General features: G+C 50.6%; 17 protein-coding genes. 12 read left to right on the top strand and 5 right to left on the bottom strand.

The window, feature by feature from the left end:
- Positions 1-77: 77 nt before the first annotated feature.
- A complete protein-coding gene (locus ACYU87_RS03325) occupies positions 78-311 on the top strand; it encodes a FeoA family protein (protein ID WP_461132601.1) in 234 nt (77 codons plus the stop codon).
- Positions 312-380: 69 nt separating this feature from the next.
- Complete coding sequence (gene feoB, locus ACYU87_RS03320) at positions 381-2,498, top strand: ferrous iron transport protein B (protein WP_461132600.1); 2,118 nt, start codon at positions 381-383, stop codon at positions 2,496-2,498.
- 376 nt (positions 2,499-2,874) lie between these two features.
- On the opposite strand, the gene ACYU87_RS03315 is transcribed toward feoB, so the two are convergent.
- A complete protein-coding gene (locus tag ACYU87_RS03315) occupies positions 2,875-4,392 on the bottom strand; it encodes an NAD(P)H-hydrate dehydratase (protein ID WP_461132599.1) in 1,518 nt (505 codons plus the stop codon).
- A gap of 114 nt (positions 4,393-4,506) precedes the next feature.
- Here ACYU87_RS03315 and rplS point away from each other — a divergent pair, with 114 nt between their 5' ends.
- From rplS to ACYU87_RS03300, 3 genes are all read left to right on the top strand, one after another.
- Positions 4,507-4,881, top strand: coding sequence for a 50S ribosomal protein L19 (gene rplS, locus ACYU87_RS03310; protein WP_461132598.1), 375 nt, complete (start codon positions 4,507-4,509; stop codon positions 4,879-4,881).
- A gap of 79 nt (positions 4,882-4,960) precedes the next feature.
- The gene (gene dapF, locus ACYU87_RS03305; RefSeq protein ID WP_461132597.1) at positions 4,961-5,734 is read left to right on the top strand and encodes a diaminopimelate epimerase; all 774 of its coding nucleotides are present in this window, start codon (positions 4,961-4,963) and stop codon (positions 5,732-5,734) included.
- Between the two features lie 44 nt (positions 5,735-5,778).
- Entirely contained in the window at positions 5,779-6,708 is a 930-nt protein-coding gene (locus ACYU87_RS03300; protein WP_461132596.1) for a bestrophin family protein, read from the top strand.
- Here ACYU87_RS03300 and ACYU87_RS03295 read toward each other — a convergent pair.
- On the bottom strand, positions 6,705-7,013 hold the full coding sequence (locus ACYU87_RS03295; protein WP_461132595.1) for a rhodanese-like domain-containing protein: 309 nt from the start codon (positions 7,011-7,013) through the stop codon (positions 6,705-6,707). The two genes, ACYU87_RS03300 and ACYU87_RS03295, sit on opposite strands and share 4 nt — an antisense overlap.
- 176 nt (positions 7,014-7,189) lie before the next feature.
- Between ACYU87_RS03295 and htpG the strand changes: the two genes are divergently transcribed.
- On the top strand, positions 7,190-9,049 hold the full coding sequence (gene htpG / locus ACYU87_RS03290; RefSeq protein WP_461132594.1) for a molecular chaperone HtpG: 1,860 nt from the start codon (positions 7,190-7,192) through the stop codon (positions 9,047-9,049).
- An 86-nt stretch (positions 9,050-9,135) separates the two neighbouring features.
- On the opposite strand, the gene ACYU87_RS03285 is transcribed toward htpG, so the two are convergent.
- Positions 9,136-9,771 (bottom strand): DUF4126 domain-containing protein, encoded by a 636-nt coding sequence (locus tag ACYU87_RS03285; RefSeq protein WP_461132593.1) that lies wholly within the window; start codon positions 9,769-9,771, stop codon positions 9,136-9,138.
- 116 nt (positions 9,772-9,887) lie between these two features.
- Positions 9,888-11,378, bottom strand: coding sequence for an ATP-dependent DNA helicase (locus ACYU87_RS03280; protein WP_461132592.1), 1,491 nt, complete (start codon positions 11,376-11,378; stop codon positions 9,888-9,890).
- A gap of 140 nt (positions 11,379-11,518) precedes the next feature.
- On the opposite strand from ACYU87_RS03280, the gene ACYU87_RS03275 reads away from it, so the two are divergent.
- The 4 genes from ACYU87_RS03275 (at position 11,519) to coaD (ending at position 14,035) form a co-directional block, all read left to right on the top strand.
- Positions 11,519-11,956 carry a CBS domain-containing protein gene (locus ACYU87_RS03275; RefSeq protein WP_461132591.1) on the top strand — a complete coding sequence of 146 codons (438 nt, stop codon included), beginning with the start codon at positions 11,519-11,521 and terminating at the stop codon, positions 11,954-11,956.
- 108 nt (positions 11,957-12,064) lie between these two features.
- On the top strand, positions 12,065-12,562 hold the full coding sequence (locus tag ACYU87_RS03270) for an NUDIX domain-containing protein (protein WP_461132590.1): 498 nt from the start codon (positions 12,065-12,067) through the stop codon (positions 12,560-12,562).
- A 72-nt stretch (positions 12,563-12,634) separates the two neighbouring features.
- Positions 12,635-13,525 (top strand): DUF3822 family protein, encoded by an 891-nt coding sequence (locus ACYU87_RS03265; RefSeq protein ID WP_461132589.1) that lies wholly within the window; start codon positions 12,635-12,637, stop codon positions 13,523-13,525.
- 30 nt (positions 13,526-13,555) lie between these two features.
- A complete protein-coding gene (gene coaD, locus ACYU87_RS03260; RefSeq protein ID WP_461132588.1) occupies positions 13,556-14,035 on the top strand; it encodes a pantetheine-phosphate adenylyltransferase in 480 nt (159 codons plus the stop codon).
- Positions 14,036-14,060: 25 nt separating this feature from the next.
- Here the strand turns inward: coaD and ACYU87_RS03255 are convergent, their stop codons facing one another.
- Complete coding sequence (locus ACYU87_RS03255; RefSeq protein ID WP_461133623.1) at positions 14,061-14,756, bottom strand: NUDIX hydrolase; 696 nt, start codon at positions 14,754-14,756, stop codon at positions 14,061-14,063.
- A 117-nt stretch (positions 14,757-14,873) separates the two neighbouring features.
- On the opposite strand from ACYU87_RS03255, the gene ACYU87_RS03250 reads away from it, so the two are divergent.
- Together ACYU87_RS03250 and ACYU87_RS03245 are read left to right on the top strand one after the other, a co-directional pair.
- The gene (locus ACYU87_RS03250) at positions 14,874-16,163 is read left to right on the top strand and encodes a hemolysin family protein (RefSeq protein ID WP_461132587.1); all 1,290 of its coding nucleotides are present in this window, start codon (positions 14,874-14,876) and stop codon (positions 16,161-16,163) included.
- A 52-nt stretch (positions 16,164-16,215) separates the two neighbouring features.
- A complete protein-coding gene (locus ACYU87_RS03245; RefSeq protein WP_461132586.1) occupies positions 16,216-16,527 on the top strand; it encodes a hypothetical protein in 312 nt (103 codons plus the stop codon).
- Positions 16,528-16,612 lie beyond the last annotated feature (85 nt).

Raw genomic sequence — 16,612 nt, 5'->3', positions numbered from 1 at the left:
TTTGCGTCGATAAACTTTCCGTCGTAATCTTGCGTTAATTAAACTGAATCTAAATAAAGATTAGCCTCCCGATGACCATGAGCAAGCGCACCGTAGCTGACCTGAAAATTGGAGAACGAGCCATCATTGAGTCGTTCAATAACCAGTTAATGTCGCTTAAGCTGCTTGAGATGGGTTGTTTGCCGGGTGCTGAAGTGTGCCTGCACAGCAAAGCGCCCCTGGGTGATCCGATATGCCTGAACGTAGCCGGGTACTGCCTGGCCATGCGTAAGTCAGAAGCGGCTACTATTATGATTCAGAATAAAGAATAAATAGACTTAACCGTGTGGATGGTCCCGTCTTCATGCATCGTGTAGGGCGGCCACGTCTGAACCTGTGCCTTGAAATCGTCTTCCACAATTGCCCTGATTGGCAACCCAAATGCCGGCAAATCGTCTTTATTCAATCAACTGACCGGCCTGCGTCAGAAGACGGGTAACTTTCCTGGTGTCACGATGGACAAAAAGTCCGGAATCTGGCCTCTGGATGGGCAAACGTCGTCTGTCGTTATCGACCTTCCCGGTGTTTATTCCATTTATCCCAAGTCGTTAGACGAACAGATCGTTACGGATATTCTGGCTAATCCCAGCCATCCCGACTATCCTGATGTGGCTGTCGTTGTAATTGATGCCGCTAATCTTCATCGGAACCTGCTCCTTTTCACGCAGGTTATTGATCTGGGTGTACCGACCGTTCTGGCGCTGAACATGCTCGATGTGGCGCAGCAGCAGGCTAAATCAGTTAATGCGGTGCGGCTAGCCATGCGGTTAGGTGTACCCGTGGTGCGGCTCAACGCCCGGACCGGTGAAGGCATTGATCAACTTAAAAAGGCAGTTCAGGAACAGATGCTGGCGCCGACCCTGCCGGGCAAGCTTTTCTTCGATCCGGCCGATGAAGCCTCAGCCATAATTACCGACACCAGAACCCAATACCAGCTCGATAATAATTACCTCGCTCTTCAGTACGTCATTCAGCATGATGGGTTCTCGTTTTTGAATCGTTCTCAGCAAATGGGTCTCGATGCTATTATTGACAAACATCAGTTCAACGAGTCAACCTTTCAGGCCAATGAGACGATCTCACGGTACAAACGTATAGCGGCAATCGTAACGGAGGTTGTAACGGACAAACGGCCAATCAACCAGCCGACCTGGAGTCAAAAGCTCGACCGTGTTCTGTTACATCCTGTTTGGGGATACGCCATTTTCGGCTTCGTGCTCCTGCTGATTTTTCAGGCTATCTTCGCTTGGGCGCAACCGTTTATGGATGCCATTGATACGGGTGTCGCCTGGCTCAATGGGCAGCTGAAAGAAAGTTTGCCCCCTGGCCCACTCACCGATTTGCTCACCGATGGTATACTGGCGGGTATTGGGGGTATACTCGTTTTTATTCCACAGATCGCTTTTCTGTTTCTGCTGATCGCCTTGCTGGAAGAGTCGGGTTACATGGCGCGGGTCATGGTGATCATGGACCGAATCATGCGGAAGTTCGGGCTGAATGGGCGGAGCGTTGTGCCGCTTATTTCGGGGGTAGCCTGTGCTGTTCCCGCCATCATGGCAACGCGCAGCATCGGCACCCGGCGTGACAGGCTGATTACCATTCTGGTAACACCACTGATGAGCTGCTCGGCCCGGTTACCAATTTACACAATTTTAATTGCGCTGGTGGTGCCAAGCCAGCGCGTTCTAGGCGTATTTAATCTGCAGGGGTTGGCCCTGATGGGGTTGTATTTGCTTGGGCTGGTCAGTGCTCTACTGGCCGCCTATGTCCTGAAGCTGTTTCTGAAGACAAAAGAACGGGGCTATTTCATTATGGAATTGCCAACGTTCAAGTTACCCCGCTGGAATCATGTCGGTTTAACAGTATGGGAAAGCGTGCGGTCGTTTGTCTGGGAAGCCGGACGCGTTATCCTGGCCATATCTATCATATTGTGGGTACTGTCAAACTACGGCCCCGGTAACGCGATGGAGCAGGCGGAAGCGCGTGTCCGACAGGAAAAGCCGGTAGTTACGTCGGATGAGCTGCAAAACCGGATTGCTTCCGAACGACTTGAAGCGTCTTACGCCGGTAATTTTGGTCATTTCATTGAGCCCGCTATTCGGCCACTTGGCTATGACTGGAAGATCGGGATTGCCTTGCTGAGTTCATTTTACGCCCGTGAAGTATTCGTTGGGACAATGTCCACGATCTACAGCATTGGCGATGGGGCAGATGACGCCGGAGTAACCATTCGGGAGCGGCTTCGGCAGGAGCGCAACCCCGAGACAGGGGAGGCTATGTATACACCCGCGCTGGCCTGGTCGCTGTTAGTTTTCTACGTGTTTGCTATGATGTGCATGAGCACATTGGCAGCTACACAGCGAGAGACGAAGAGCTGGAAATGGCCCATGGTACAGCTAACGTATATGATGATACTGGCCTATGTTTCAGCGTTTGCCACCTACCAATTCCTGAAGTAGTCGAAGGGGAAATTACCAAAGCAGACCCTTGGCAACCATCGGATAAATGAAATAGTAAAGTATATAGGCAAACAAGGCTATTGTCAGGCCGCCCAAGGCAGTTGTTTGATCGAGAGTGCCCCGGCTTCTTCGTGAAGGGCGACCTGTTCGCAGGTCCCGCTGTACCGTATGTTTCATCGTGCGCAGTAGTATTTTGTTTACTAATACTGGCGCAAATTTGGGACCTTGTTAAAATCCTGAAAAGCGTAAAAAACCGGAATATGCCGAGTACGTATAACTACCCGTTATGAATATTTCGTAGGCGGTAACTTATGGACAACAACAACGCTGTCTCGTCGGGTAAATGTGTGGATGTTATTCTACAGTTTCGGCCTATTTATTCCCACTTAAGCGCATCGATTATATCTGAAGCTATCATGCCAATCTGGCCTCGTTGCTCCGCTACCCGATCGCCAGCCAGGCCGTGGGCAAACACGCCGAGTACAGCCGCTTCTACCGGATCATATCCCTGAGCCAGCAAGGCGGTTAAAACACCCGTCAGCACATCGCCCGTGCCGCCGGTACTCAATCCCGGATTCCCCGTTGAATTGAAATGAATGTCTCCATCGGGTGTCGTAACGGCTGAATGAGCTCCTTTTAACACCACAACGACCTGGTATTTTTTGGCGAAATCGCGCAGAATGGTGAGTTTCTCGTAATCGTTACTCCATTTTTTTGTGAGTCGTTCAAATTCCTTGGGATGTGGGGTCAGGATGCTGTTCTGAGGCAGGTGAGTCAGCAGTTCCCGGTTTTCGGCCAACAAATTCAGGGCGTCCGCATCGACAACGATCGGTTTCTTCAACGTAGGCAACAGGCCTTTCAAGAAGGCCAGCGTTTCGGGCGCTTTACCAATGCCCGGACCAATGCCCACAGTCGAGTAATCGGATGGATTTATGCTTTCATTATCCGGATGGCCCGTCTGGGCTGTTCCACTGAGCACGTTTTGATGCCAGTCCGGACTACACATGGCTTCGGGAACGCTGGTTTGTACAATGCTGTAACCACACTGGGGCACTTGTACAGTCAGCAAACCTACCCCCGACCGCAGGCAGGCACGAGCGGCCAGAACGGCCGCTCCGATTTTTCCGTAGCTGCCTGCCAGCAACAAAGCATGGCCAAACGTGCCTTTGTTAGAGAATTGATTCCGTTTATGAAGCAATAGGCGAGCCTCATGGGGTTGGGTGTAATAATACGGCGTTGGCGCTTTGTCGATGAATCGTTTGTGTAGCCGAATGTCCAGCAAGTGCCAACTGCCCACATAAGGCCCGTTTTTAGGCAACAGGAAGGCCAGCTTGGGTAACTGAAACGACAGGGTATAGTCGGGTTCGATGATGACATCGGTCGGGCTGTTCGGCTGATCGGTGTACAGTCCGCTGGCGATATCGACGGCAACAACGGTTGCGGGTGCGCGGTTGATGGCCTTGATTGTATCGCTGACAATGCCTTCGGTTGGTCGCGACAGACCAGAGCCAAGAATGGCGTCAATAATAACGTCGTCGTGGCGGATGGTCGGAATATCAGTGGCTAGTTCAACGTAGTGGACCTTATCCGTCACGAGCTTGAGCCGCCGGTGGTTATGCATAAAGTCATCCGACTCGCGGGGTGCGTACCGCACCACGAAGATATCAATGGGGTATTCACGTTCCAGAAGCAGACGGGCAATCGCCAGACCATCGCCCCCGTTATTGCCCAGGCCACAGAAAATTTTCGTTTTGGTTGTAGTCGGGAAGTGGTCAATGAACCAGTCGACAAAGGTGAGCGCGGCTCGCTCCATTAAATTGATCGGTGCTATGGGTTCGTGTTGAATTGTCGATTGGTCAAGGGAACGAATTTGATCAACGTTCAGTATTTTCATGGAGTCGGTTATTGAGCCAGCACGTAATTTTGCAAAAGTATTTTCTCCTACTGAGAAAATTACTATCTTTGCGGCTCATTTCGCAAATAGTTATCTGGCGATTTATATACGGTCATGAGCGAGTTAATCAAATTAGTGGAGGCAGACAACGCGCAGCGTCGCACCGAGTTGCCCACATTCCGGGCGGGTGATACGGTGAACGTACACGTTAAAATCCGCGAAGGAAATAAGGAACGTGTTCAGGTGTTTACAGGAACGGTTATTCAACGCCGTAACCCAAGCACCGGTGGCGAGACGTTTACCGTCCGCAAAATATCGAATGGCGTAGGCGTTGAACGGATTTTCCCGCTTCTGTCACCCAACATCGATAAAGTCGAAATCGTCCGTCTGGGCAAAGTACGTCGTGCGCGCTTGTTCTATCTGCGTGGTCGTCAGGGTAAGGCTGCTCGTGTTAAAGAGCGCAAAGCAAAAGTAGTTGCAGCTGCTTAATTACCTCCGCGTTACACAACATTGTTGAAAAAGCTGTCTGCAAGGGCGGCTTTTTTTATAGCCAAAAAGCCCAATCGTCATGGAGTTTTTCAAATACCAGGGTACCGGCAACGACTTTATCTTGATCGATGACCGAAGCAAAACGTTTCCTGCAGCTAACCAGGCGCTGATTGAACAGCTCTGCCACCGCCGGTTTGGCATTGGAGCCGATGGGTTAATTTTGCTGCAAAACGATCCGGACTATGATTTTCGGATGGTTTATTTCAACGCCGATGGGGCAGAGGGCAGCATGTGCGGAAATGGTGGGCGGTGCATTGTTCGGTTTGCGCACGACCTGGGCATGTTTGAGCAGGAAACACAGTTTATAGCCGTAGACGGTGAACATACGGCCGTTGTCGATGATGAGAATATTTCGCTGAAAATGAGCCCCGTATCGGGTAGCGAAGACCGCAACGGACTGACGTTTCTGAACACCGGCTCACCCCATGTCGTCCTGTTCGTGGATGATCTGGAATCGCTCGATGTTGTCGCTGAAGGGCGTGCCATCCGATACAGTGATCAATTCAAACCCCGTGGCACAAACGTCAACTTTGCGCAGGTCATGGCGGACAATACGGTTTTTGTCAGAACCTACGAACGGGGCGTTGAAGACGAAACCTATTCCTGCGGAACTGGGGTGACTGCTGTGGCGCTGGTTGCTCACCAGCAGCTGGCCCTGACCAGTCCGGTAGGCATCAAAACAATTGGCGGAAACCTGCGCGTGTCATTTAAGCAGTTGGCTGATGGTCAATTTGATGCCATTAACCTGATTGGCCCCGCCAAACGGGTCTTCGCTGGTCGTATAACTGTTTAAGGATTTAGTGCGTTAATCAGGAAGTCAAGCAATCGTCCAACAGAATGATCATTTACAAAAACAAGGGCCTACTGCCATCCATCTATCATTTTCACACCGGCCCCACGGCAAAAGCGATCCTCCGCCAGCTGATCATCATCGGTGTGTATGTAACGCTGGTTACGATTGGCGAAATGACTTTCCTCGATATTCGCCTGAAAGATACGCCCGGTTCCTTTTTGAGCGCCATGGGGATTCTGCTTAGCTTGCTCCTCATTTTCAGGACAAACACGGCTTACGACCGTTTTTACGAAGGCCGCCAGGCGTGGGGCGAACTAGTAAACAACTGCCGCAATCTGGCCATCTTTTTCAATGCCGTTTTGCCCGAAGATGATGACGAAAGCCGACACTTCTTTGCCAAAGCCATCTCCAACTTTCCGTTTGCGTTAAAAAATCACCTGCGCGATATGACTGATTTAAGTGAGCTGGATATGGTTGAACAGGGCGAGCGCCGTGACTTACGCAACTTTGATCATAAACCGGCGGGCGTAGCCAACCAGCTCTGGGTAAAAACGGAAATTCTGTATCGCGACGGCCACATCTCTGAATCGCAGCATATTAACCTGAATCAGTACTTGACAACGCTCATGGATGTTTGCGGTGTCTGCGAACGGATCAAGAGTACGCCAATTCCGTTCTCCTATACCCTGTTCATCAAACTGTTCATTCTGCTTTATGTCATGATGTTGCCTTTCACCGTTATTACGGCCTTCGGCTACCTGACCATTCCGGTCGTTTTGCTGACGTCGTATATTCTGGTTGGGCTGGAATTGATTGGTGAAGAAATAGAAGAGCCCTTTGGCTTTGAGCGCAACGATTTACCCCTCAACCAGTTGAGCCGACTCATTCGAGTGAGCGTGCATGATATTCTACAGATTCCTCTACCACAGGTGGAAAAGCAGGCTGCCAAGCCCGGTTTCACCATTGTGACCTAGTCAACCGCTTCAATGATGCCGCCGTGCAGGTGGTAGATGGTTTTATGCTGGAATTCGGCCTGCCGGAGCAGGTCTTTGGCTGCCACCCGGCTCCGAGCCCCGTTCGTGCAAATAACGATTAACGTCTGATAGGGTAGAAGTTCAGCTTTCCGGGCGCGAATGTCGGGTAGCGGGACGTTGAGTCCGCCAAGGTTAAATTCGTCAAACTCCCATTCGTCCCGTACATCGATAATAGCCGTATGCGGTTGTTGGCGAAGTTGCTGCAATTCGGGCAGCGTTATGTCAGTGTAAGCGGTCGTAGGCATAGGCAGGCATAACAACCAATGGGTATTGCCTGTTCGTTAACGGCGAATTTGTGATGGTTAAAACGTCAATTTCTGCCGCTCCAGCCCCGCAACTCTGTCAATGTGTCACAAATGAAGAGGGTGGAACAGGATTTGACGTCGCCTAATCAGATTCATAATCTCATTCTGACTAAATTATGGAAGCAGTACAAAACGAACAAGGTGAGTCCACGCGGGGCGAGTCCACGCGGGGCCAGATCTCGATCCACACCGAGAATATTTTCCCGATCATTAAGAAATTCCTTTATTCTGACCACGAGATTTTTCTGCGGGAGCTGGTCTCCAACGCCGTAGATGCTACTCAGAAACTACGTCAACTTGCGTCGTTTGGGGAGTTCGGTGGCGAACTGGGCGACCTGAAAGTGACCGTATCGCTCGACGAAGAGGCAAAGACGATAACCATTAGCGACAATGGTCTCGGCATGACAGCCGATGAAATCAAGAAATATATCAACCAGATTGCCTTCTCCGGCGCAACGGATTTTCTGGAAAAATATAAAGATAAGACCGACGACAAAGGCCAGATCATTGGTCATTTTGGCTTAGGGTTTTACTCGGCATTTATGGTGGCTGAGACGGTTGATATTGTCACAAAATCATACCGGGATGGTTCACAAGCCGTTCGCTGGACGTGCGATGGCTCAACCGAATATGAATTGTCACCCGCCGAGCGCGCCGAACGCGGAACGGATATTATTCTGCACGTTGCTCCGGACTCGGAGGAGTTTCTGAACAAAGGTCGTTTGCAGGGCATCCTGGACAAATACGCCCGATTCCTGCCCGTACCCGTAGAGTTTGACGGGAAGGTCGTGAACAACACGAGCCCGATCTGGACCAAATCGCCATCGGAACTAACCGACGAAGATTACAAAACCTTCTATCGGGAGCTGTACCCAATGAGCGAGGAGCCGTTGTTCTGGATTCACCTGAATGTCGACTATCCGTTCAATCTGACCGGTATCCTCTATTTTCCCCGCATCAAAAACGAATTGCGGTTTCAGCGCGAGAAAATCCAGCTTTACAGCCGTCAGGTATTCATTACCGATGAGGTAAAAGACGTTGTTCCTGACTTCCTGATGATGCTGCATGGGGTCATCGACTCGCCGGATATTCCGCTCAACGTGTCGCGCAGCTTCCTGCAATCGGACACGAATGTCAAGAAGATCAACGGCTACATTACCCGTAAGGTAGCGGACAAGCTGAATGACCTGTTCAATGCCGACCGCAAGTCGTTCGAAGAAAAGTTCGACGATATTGGTCTATTCATCAAATACGGTATTTTGAGCGACGACAAGTTTTGGGAGAAAGCCAAAAACTTTGTCCTACTTAAAAATACGGAAGGTGAATTTGCTACGCTGGACGAATACCGCGAGAAAGTGCAGGCCAACCAGACCGATAAAAACGAGACGCTGGTGCTGCTCTACACGTCGGATCGTAAGCAACAGGATGCCTATATCGAATCGGCTCGTCGGCGCGGATATGATGTCCTACTGCTGGATAACGTTATCGATGCACACTTCATCAATGCCCTCGAACAGAAGCTGGAAAAGGTTAATTTCCAGCGGGTTGATGCCGATACACTGGATAAGCTGATCGACAAAGGACTGAACAGCGAAAGTGTTCTGTCGGAGGCCGATCAGACGAAACTGAAAGAGGTATTCGACCAGGTGCTGGATAACAAAATGCTGAACGTAAGCATCGAAGCCCAGCCAACGGATGAACTACCCGTTACGATTACCCTGCCGGAGTTTATGCGTCGGATGAAAGATATGTCGGCACTGTCTGGAGAGCAGTCATTCTACGGAAACTTCCCCATGACGCACAATGTGGTCGTTAATGGAAACCATCCCTTGATTGGCAAAATTCTGGCGGAAACCGAAGCCGATACGCAAAAGGCCCTTGTCAAACAAGTGTACGACTTGGCGTTACTCTCGCAAAATATGCTTACCGGAGCTGATCTGACCGCGTTTGTGAAGCGGACGGTCGCTACGTTGTAATATCTGACCGAATTGTTTGTGCTTCAGTTGATTATTCTGATGTTGGAGTAATTAACTGAAGTACAAACAATTCGTTCGGTCAGGCATTATAGCCGTCCGTTGCTGCTTCGGGGTATCTGGCTGATCGGTCCACCTGTCTGTTTAGTAGACGCCTTCGTAAACCAGACTTTCCGGCGGGATACCAGACGACCAATGATGAAAATCAGGATCAGAGCGATGATAACCATCGCTACGAGTGGCAGAAAAATTGTAAACACGGACAAACCTAACGAGGCTACATTCTCGCCGGTGGCGACTACCGGGTTAGCGATCCCACCGGTCGTTGCTGTTGAGCCGAGTCGTAATAAACTTGTTCCCGCCTGAACAATCCCGGCCGAACTACCGCCAAGCATTAAGCCAAGCCCCCAATGGATAACGGGGTTGTCGATGTGCAGAAACGACGTACTCAGTAGGGTGCCCGCCAAAATGGATGCGGGTGTGGCAACGGTATCGAGCAGATTGTCGAGCCAGGGAATGTAATAAGCGCCAACCTCAAAGACCGTGGCAACCGTAAGGCCCAGCAGAACAGGCCAGCCACTAAGCCACTCAAAACCAGCCATTGTGCCAATCAGGCCAAGTTTTGTCGCTGCGCTGGCAATCAGCAGCGGTACAAACACCCGAAACCCGCAGCAGGCCGCCAGGCCGACGCCAATGCAGGCACTCATAATCCAATCGAGGGACATATTTTCTGGGTTTACAGGTTTTGGTATAAGGTCTACCGACGCAAAGATAGCTTAGGCCGGTCCGCCGGTACGGCTAGCCAGCCATATACTAAAAACAGCAAACCGAAACGATAGTTTTACCCGAAAAACTGCGGATTGAAATTCATCAGGAACGCTTCATCCGTTGCCCGGGTCAGGGCGGTATAAAGCCAACGGACAAATTCGTCGTTTACCTGCCCTTCGGGCAAGAAGCCCTGATCGACAAAAACAGCGCTCCACTGGCCACCCTGCGCCTTATGACAGGTGAGCGCATACGCAAATTTGACCTGTAATGCGTTCAGATAGGGGTCGCGCCGGATGGCTTCTGATCGTTCTTTTTTGCTCTTGATATAAAAGTAGTCCTTCGATACACTTTCGTACAGAGACTTATATTGATCGGCGGTCAGTGAGGGCACGGGTGTATGCAGCGTATCGAGCATAATTTTCGCATCGAAATCAGGTTGCTCCTCATAGTCCACCAGGTGCAGGGTAACGGTTGCGAACCGGAAGCCATGCATTTCCTCTTTGTTTCGAATCTTCTGCACTTCCGCAAACTCGCCATTGGCCAGGAACCCCGCCGGAGAATCTTCGTCCAGAACGGTATAATTGTTTCGGGCAATCATCAGCATATCGCCCGCGTCGAGTTCTTCTTCGCACTGGTCAATCATTCGTCGAACAAACTGGTTGTATTGCACTGCCGTTTTGTTCGATCGGCAGATGATAGCCGTATTCTCACGGCCATATTTGTCGTACGCATACCGAATGCCGTCTTCCAGCTTCATCAAGGGCATTTTGTAGATGTCATTGAACGACCGCACGTTGAGCTGAATTGGCGGCATTTCGGCAGGAGTGGAGTCAGAGCCATCGCCAACGAGGGCGTCAAATCCAACGGCTTTGGGGGTAGCCGAAATCCCATCGAGCAACAGGCGCAGGCCGGTTGCGTTGTACAGAATACCCGATTCTTCGTCCTGCCGCATGACTTCGGTCAATTCCTGTTCATATACGGTCATGTCGAAGGCACTCGCCAGAAACCCCCGGTCCAGGGCGGGACTCAACTCTCGACCAACGGGGGGCAGCTGAGCGGTATCGCCGACAAGCATAAGCTTGTTGCCGGGGTTTTCGAAGACATAGTCGATCAGGTCTGTCAGAAGTCCCTTGCCACCGAAATCGGCTTCGTCCGAAATCATCGATGCCTCGTCGACGATAAACAGCGTGTCTTCATGGTAATTTTTCTGCCGTTGAAAGGCCAGGCTACCCGAACCCGGCTCGGCCACCTGCCGGTATATTTTCCGGTGAATGGTTTGCGCAGCCTTCTTGGCGTAGTTCGTCATCACTTTGGCGGCCCGTCCGGTAGGCGCCAGCAGCACTGATTTATACCCAAACCGAGGAAGTACCTTGATGAGTGTACCAACGAGTGTCGTTTTCCCGGTACCGGCGTAACCCCGCAGCAAAAAGCAATCGCGGTAGTGTTCAACTTCCTGAGGAGTAATGAAATGGCCAATCTGTTCAAAAAACTGTTCCTGGCCGGGAGTAGGCTTAAAAGGGAAACGTTTGGCTAGCAATTCGGCAGCCGCTTTGGTTTCGTTCATGCGACTAATTTACACAAAAAGGGGGAGACTGGAAAGCAGAGAAACGAGCTCTGTCTTTTATTTTTCGCTCCTTTCTCGGCATCTCCTTTCGCTCGTTCACCCTTTTTCTTATATTCACCCGCCACTAAACCTTTAGCCCAATGAACATACGTCAAATACTTCAGGGAAAGTCAGTTAACGCGCTCTATAGTGTCTCGTCCGATCAAACCGTACTGGATGGACTTAAGGTCATGGCCGAAAAAAACATCGGTGCTTTGCTGGTTGTCGACAAGGGTGTACTGACCGGCATTTTTTCTGAACGGGATTATGCCCGCAAAGTGATTCTGAAGGATCGTCACTCCGATGACACCCGCATTGCCGACGTTATGACGGCGAGCGTTATCACCATCGAGCCTGAACAATCACTGGAGGATGGTATGATTATCATGTCAGATCGGCACATCCGGCACCTGCCGGTTATGGAAAAAGGAAACCTGATCGGTATTATTTCGATCAATGACATTGTTACGGCCATTATCCGTGATCAGAAAACCCGCATTGACTCGCTCGAAAGCTACATATCCGGAAGCCCGTATTGATTGAATGCAGGCCATAGGATGTATGATGTAGCCGGGTAAATACAACTTATATCATACATCATACAGGCTAATTTCCTTACCTTTGCGTCCCCAAATACGTAACAGACCGTGACGCAAGTAGCTGACACTCCTCGGGAAGAGGTTCTTAAATTGTATGGAAACCGGCTCCGGCTGCGCGTCTGCGGCCTGCATCGGGAAGATGAACGATTGCTGATGGTTCGACACCGGGGCATTGGTCCTACTGATACGTTCTGGTGCCCCCCAGGTGGCGGGGCTCAGTTCAGTGAAACAGCCCCCGCAGCCCTAGTTCGGGAATTCATTGAAGAAACCGGGCTTGAGGTCGAAATCGGTGATATGCTGTTTGTGAATGAGTTCATGCAGCCGCCCCTCCACGCCATGGAATTGTTCTTTACCGTGCGGGTAACGGGCGGGGTACTTCGCCAAGGAGTTGACCCCGAAATGAGTCTCGATGGGCAAATTATCGAAGAAGTTCGGTTGATGAGCTTCGATGAGATAAAGAGTTATCCGCCGGAAGAGGTACATGCGTTGTTCCGCTACTGCCAGTCGCTCGATGATGTTTTTAAACTGAGCGGTTATCTGCAGTGAAAATATTGGAAATTGATTGCCCGTTTTAATGACGTTAATCGATCTACCCGTAAACTTTAGTTATTCGATATTGTGCAAATCGCTGTGACCGTTACACCTACTGTTTCCATTGGCTCCGACTCGTTCGATCCGCGGCATACCGACCAATCGGTATTAAGTCTGGAGGTTGGGCGGGATCGGTTCCGGATACTGGTGCAGGATAAGCGGGGGCGTGGTGTCTACCTCAGCGATTACACATTTTCATCCCTGCTGACCGATCGGTCCATGACGGGTATTTTACCGGACGTTTTTCGGGAACATCCGGTTCTGTCGGCCGGACCGTGGCAGGAAATACGCATTGGCGTAAACTCGCCTTCGTTCACACTTGTGCCCGCGCCACTTTTCCGGAAAGAATATGCCGGTAGTTACCTGGCCCTGATGCGGGGAAGTGCCCTGCCGGCACACGAGTTTGCGCAGGCATTCGCTCATCCGTCGGAGGGGTTTTTGTCGGTCTTCAACCTCGAACACCCGCTGGCCGATTTTTTCTCGGAGATGTATCCGCTTCAGCCCCTGGTCTTTGTTCATCAGGTGGGAGCGCTGATTCAGGCCACCGCCAACCTGGATCGTCATGCGCTGACACCCGATAACGTTTATCTGTTCTTTGAAGATGAGTTTGTCACGGTCATATATCGCCATGCACACCAGGTCCGTTACTGCAATCGCTTCGGGTACAAAAACGTACAGGATTTAACCTATTACCTGTTGTACGTGCTTGACGAACAGAAGTTGAGCGCGGAGCAAATCCGAATCATTCTTTACGGCGAAATAACGCCTTTTGCGGAAGCGTACGCTGAATTGAGTCGGTTCCTGCCTAACTTGTCCTTCGGACAAACACCCCCTGGTCTGTCCGTAGCCCCTGATTTTGATGATCTGCCCGATCATCGGTATTTAAGTCTGTACGGACTGGGCTTACTTGGTGAATAAGTCGAATACATATTCACGCATCCATTCACTATGAAGCGCATCGCCCTTTTTCCTGGTTCATTCGACCCGTTCACCAAGGGTCATGAAGATATTGTTCTGCGTGGGTTACAGCTATTCGACGAAGTAGTTATTGGCATTGGGCGAAATGCCCACAAGGTGCGCTACTTTCCGCTCGAGCAGATGACGGAGTTAATTGAGAGTGCTTTTCGCCACCAGCCCGCTGTTCGGGTGATGAGCTATGACGGCCTGACGGCCAACGTGGCCCGTTCCATCGGGGCCAGGTTCCTGCTGCGTGGGTTGCGTAACACGACCGATTTTGAATACGAAAACGGCATATCGCAGGTTAACCGGTACATTTACGAAGACGTAGAGACTGTTTTTCTGATTACCTCACCGCATCTGGCACCCATCAGTTCCAGCATTGTTCGTGACCTGCATCGGTATGGTCAGGATGTTGATGAATTTCTGCCGTATCAACTACAGAACCAGGATCCGGATAAGGCAAAGTGAACAGGAACGTATTCCTGTTCCTGTCCTATGCATCTAACTGATCAAACACATACCGGATCGAACTGAACGAATTGGTTAAGGCCAGCTTCGTTTCCCGACGATCAAACCAGGCGAGTTTTTCAATATCTTCTTCGGTCTGTGGAGCCATGCGGCTGTCATTGATGACCGACATTTTATACCATTTCGTGCGTTTCAGAATACGGTTGCCATTCTGGGTGTACGTGTGCCAGGTCGTACAGACTCGTTCACCGACGGAAACCTGAACCCCCGTTTCTTCCTGAACCTCACGAGCGGCTCCCTTTCGCGATGTTTCACCATTATCCAGTTTGCCTTTGGGAAGATCCCAGACGCCCCGCCGAAACATAAGCAGCATCTTGTCGCCCTTAAAAACCACGCCCCCTGCGGCTTTAATAATCTTGAACGGTTTTTTTATGGCCTCCTCGCAATCATCTTTATTCAGGCAACCCAGGGTAATGGAAAGAAGCTGACCCGCATTGGCTTTCTGAAGCAGCGTAAGCAGTTTATTGACCGTGGCAGGCGTAGCGTTGATGATTAGCAGGTGGCCGTGCAGGGCATCTGGCTTCAAAACCTCCAGTCGTGCATCGACAAGTTGATCATAGTCAATGAATTCCGGGTGATTTGCCAACGCAGGATTCGTCAGTTGAGCAGCGGCTTTTGGGCCAACGAGCCGAATAGGCCGGTCATTAATAAAGACAATCATCAGAAAATTAACGGTTCGAAGCGTAAAAGTAGCAAAACAGATGGTCTGTCGCACTGTTGAGTCTGTTGCAAACCAGTTCCATTTCTATATTTTTGCAACAGGCCAATCATCCTCTTTGTGGAACTCCTCATTATTTTTCTTCTGACACTGGTGAACGGTGTGTTTTCGATGTCAGAAATCGCTCTAGTCTCCTCTCGCAAATCCAAGTTAGAAATAGCCGCCAAAAACGGAGATCGCCAGGCTCAGGTTGCCCTCGATCTGTCTAATTCTCCCAACCGCTTCCTGTCAACGGTACAAATCGGCATAACCCTGATCGGTATTTTACTCGGTATTTTTTCGGGCGATAAACTGACGACTGATGTGCAGGCGTATGTGGCCCAGGTTGAATTTATTCGTCCATATGCACATTCGGTAGCGGTCGTGCTGGTACTTCTGCTGCTAACCTATCTGTCGCTGGTTTTCGGCGAACTGGTACCAAAGCGAATTGGCCTGTCCAATCCGGAAGGCATTGCCAAAACCATGGCCGCGCCGATGCTTTTGCTTTCGCGGTTAACGTCGCCGTTTATTGCCTTACTGACCATTTCGAGCGATTTACTGCTGAAGCTATTGAATGTTCGGCCGAACGAAAGTGCGGTAACTGAGGAGGAAATTAAAAGCCTGATTCAGGAAGGAACCTCGGGAGGAGCTATCGAAGAAATTGAGCAGGAAATCGTGCAGAACGTTTTTCAGCTGGGCGATCGTAAGATTACTTCCCTCATGACGAACCGGCAGGAGATTGTGTACCTCGATCTGGAAGATGATCCGATTGAAAACAAAGCCAGGATTCTGGAGCACAAACACTCGGTTTATCCGCTCTGCAACGGGGGAGTCGATGAAGTGGTTGGACTGATCTACACGAAAGACTTCTTAGGCAGAGACCTGGACTCGGAGCTTCTGCACCTGGGCGATATGAAACGGGATGTGCTATTTATTCCGGAAAATAACCGGGCCTATCAGGTTCTGGAACGGTTTCGGGAGCGCAGACAGTACGTGGGTGTCATTGTGGATGAATACGGGGGCGTGTTGGGTGTTATTACCCTGAATGACATTCTGGATGTGCTGGTGGGCGATATCAACGACGATGTCCATTCCGATTACGAAATCCGGGAGCGCGAAGACGGGAGCTATCTCATCGACGCACAACTTCCGTTCGAGGATTTCCTGTCGTCATTGTCGATCAATATCAACGCCCAGACTCGTCGTGAATTAACGGGCTTTGATACACTGGGTGGCTTTGCGCTATACATTCTGAAAGACATTCCTCAGGCGGGAGAATCATTCGTCTGGCATGGATACCGCTTCGAAATTGTTGATATGGACAAGAGCCGGATTGACAAGATCATGGTCAAGAAACTGGCCGAGGAATAAAACAGCACGCCTGTTTCGCGGGTTATAGAGAAAATCAAACTCATCAACGCCCATGCGACACTTCAGCCCTGATTCCGACGAATTGACTGGCGGCACGTCCAGCCGTGTTCCATCTGGTATGGACAATGATCCCACCGCTGATGAGGAAGTGATTGATCAGCGCGCTGGTGAAGAATACCCTAAACCCGTCGAGAAGTCTGCGAAACTCGCGCCCGATGATTTAGCCGCTTCGATAGCGTATGCCCTCGATGGCAGCGGACCTGGGCCCATGAATGATAAGCCGAACGTGTCAGGTCATAAGGTAATTACCGAAGGCACAACGGGTGCCGGACCCGAGGACGAAGAAGCCGCTCTGCGCGACTAACGGGCCACCTGATCATCTACGCTGCTTGTCCGACCGTCGATAATACCGCCACGGGTAAGTTACGTTTTCTCGGAAGTACAAAGAA

The sequence above is a fragment of the Spirosoma lituiforme genome (assembly GCF_054776635.1).
This window is presented reverse-complemented; position numbering and strand designations above follow the sequence as displayed.

Excerpts from the sequence above, each read along its gene's own strand:
- dapF (WP_461132597.1), top strand. The coding sequence starts at position 4,961 with ATGGAGTTTTTCAAATACCAGGGTACCGGCAACGACTTTATCTTGATC.
- ACYU87_RS03275 (WP_461132591.1), top strand. The coding sequence starts at position 11,519 with ATGAACATACGTCAAATACTTCAGGGAAAGTCAGTTAACGCGCTCTAT.
- ACYU87_RS03255 (WP_461133623.1), bottom strand. The coding sequence starts at position 14,756 with ATGATTGTCTTTATTAATGACCGGCCTATTCGGCTCGTTGGCCCAAAA.
- ACYU87_RS03315 (WP_461132599.1), bottom strand. The coding sequence starts at position 4,392 with ATGAAAATACTGAACGTTGATCAAATTCGTTCCCTTGACCAATCGACA.
- ACYU87_RS03245 (WP_461132586.1), top strand. The coding sequence starts at position 16,216 with ATGCGACACTTCAGCCCTGATTCCGACGAATTGACTGGCGGCACGTCC.
- ACYU87_RS03295 (WP_461132595.1), bottom strand. The coding sequence starts at position 7,013 with ATGCCTACGACCGCTTACACTGACATAACGCTGCCCGAATTGCAGCAA.
- coaD (WP_461132588.1), top strand. The coding sequence starts at position 13,556 with ATGAAGCGCATCGCCCTTTTTCCTGGTTCATTCGACCCGTTCACCAAG.
- ACYU87_RS03285 (WP_461132593.1), bottom strand. The coding sequence starts at position 9,771 with ATGTCCCTCGATTGGATTATGAGTGCCTGCATTGGCGTCGGCCTGGCG.
- htpG (WP_461132594.1), top strand. The coding sequence starts at position 7,190 with ATGGAAGCAGTACAAAACGAACAAGGTGAGTCCACGCGGGGCGAGTCC.
- ACYU87_RS03280 (WP_461132592.1), bottom strand. The coding sequence starts at position 11,378 with ATGAACGAAACCAAAGCGGCTGCCGAATTGCTAGCCAAACGTTTCCCT.
- ACYU87_RS03300 (WP_461132596.1), top strand. The coding sequence starts at position 5,779 with ATGATCATTTACAAAAACAAGGGCCTACTGCCATCCATCTATCATTTT.
- ACYU87_RS03325 (WP_461132601.1), top strand. The coding sequence starts at position 78 with ATGAGCAAGCGCACCGTAGCTGACCTGAAAATTGGAGAACGAGCCATC.
- rplS (WP_461132598.1), top strand. The coding sequence starts at position 4,507 with ATGAGCGAGTTAATCAAATTAGTGGAGGCAGACAACGCGCAGCGTCGC.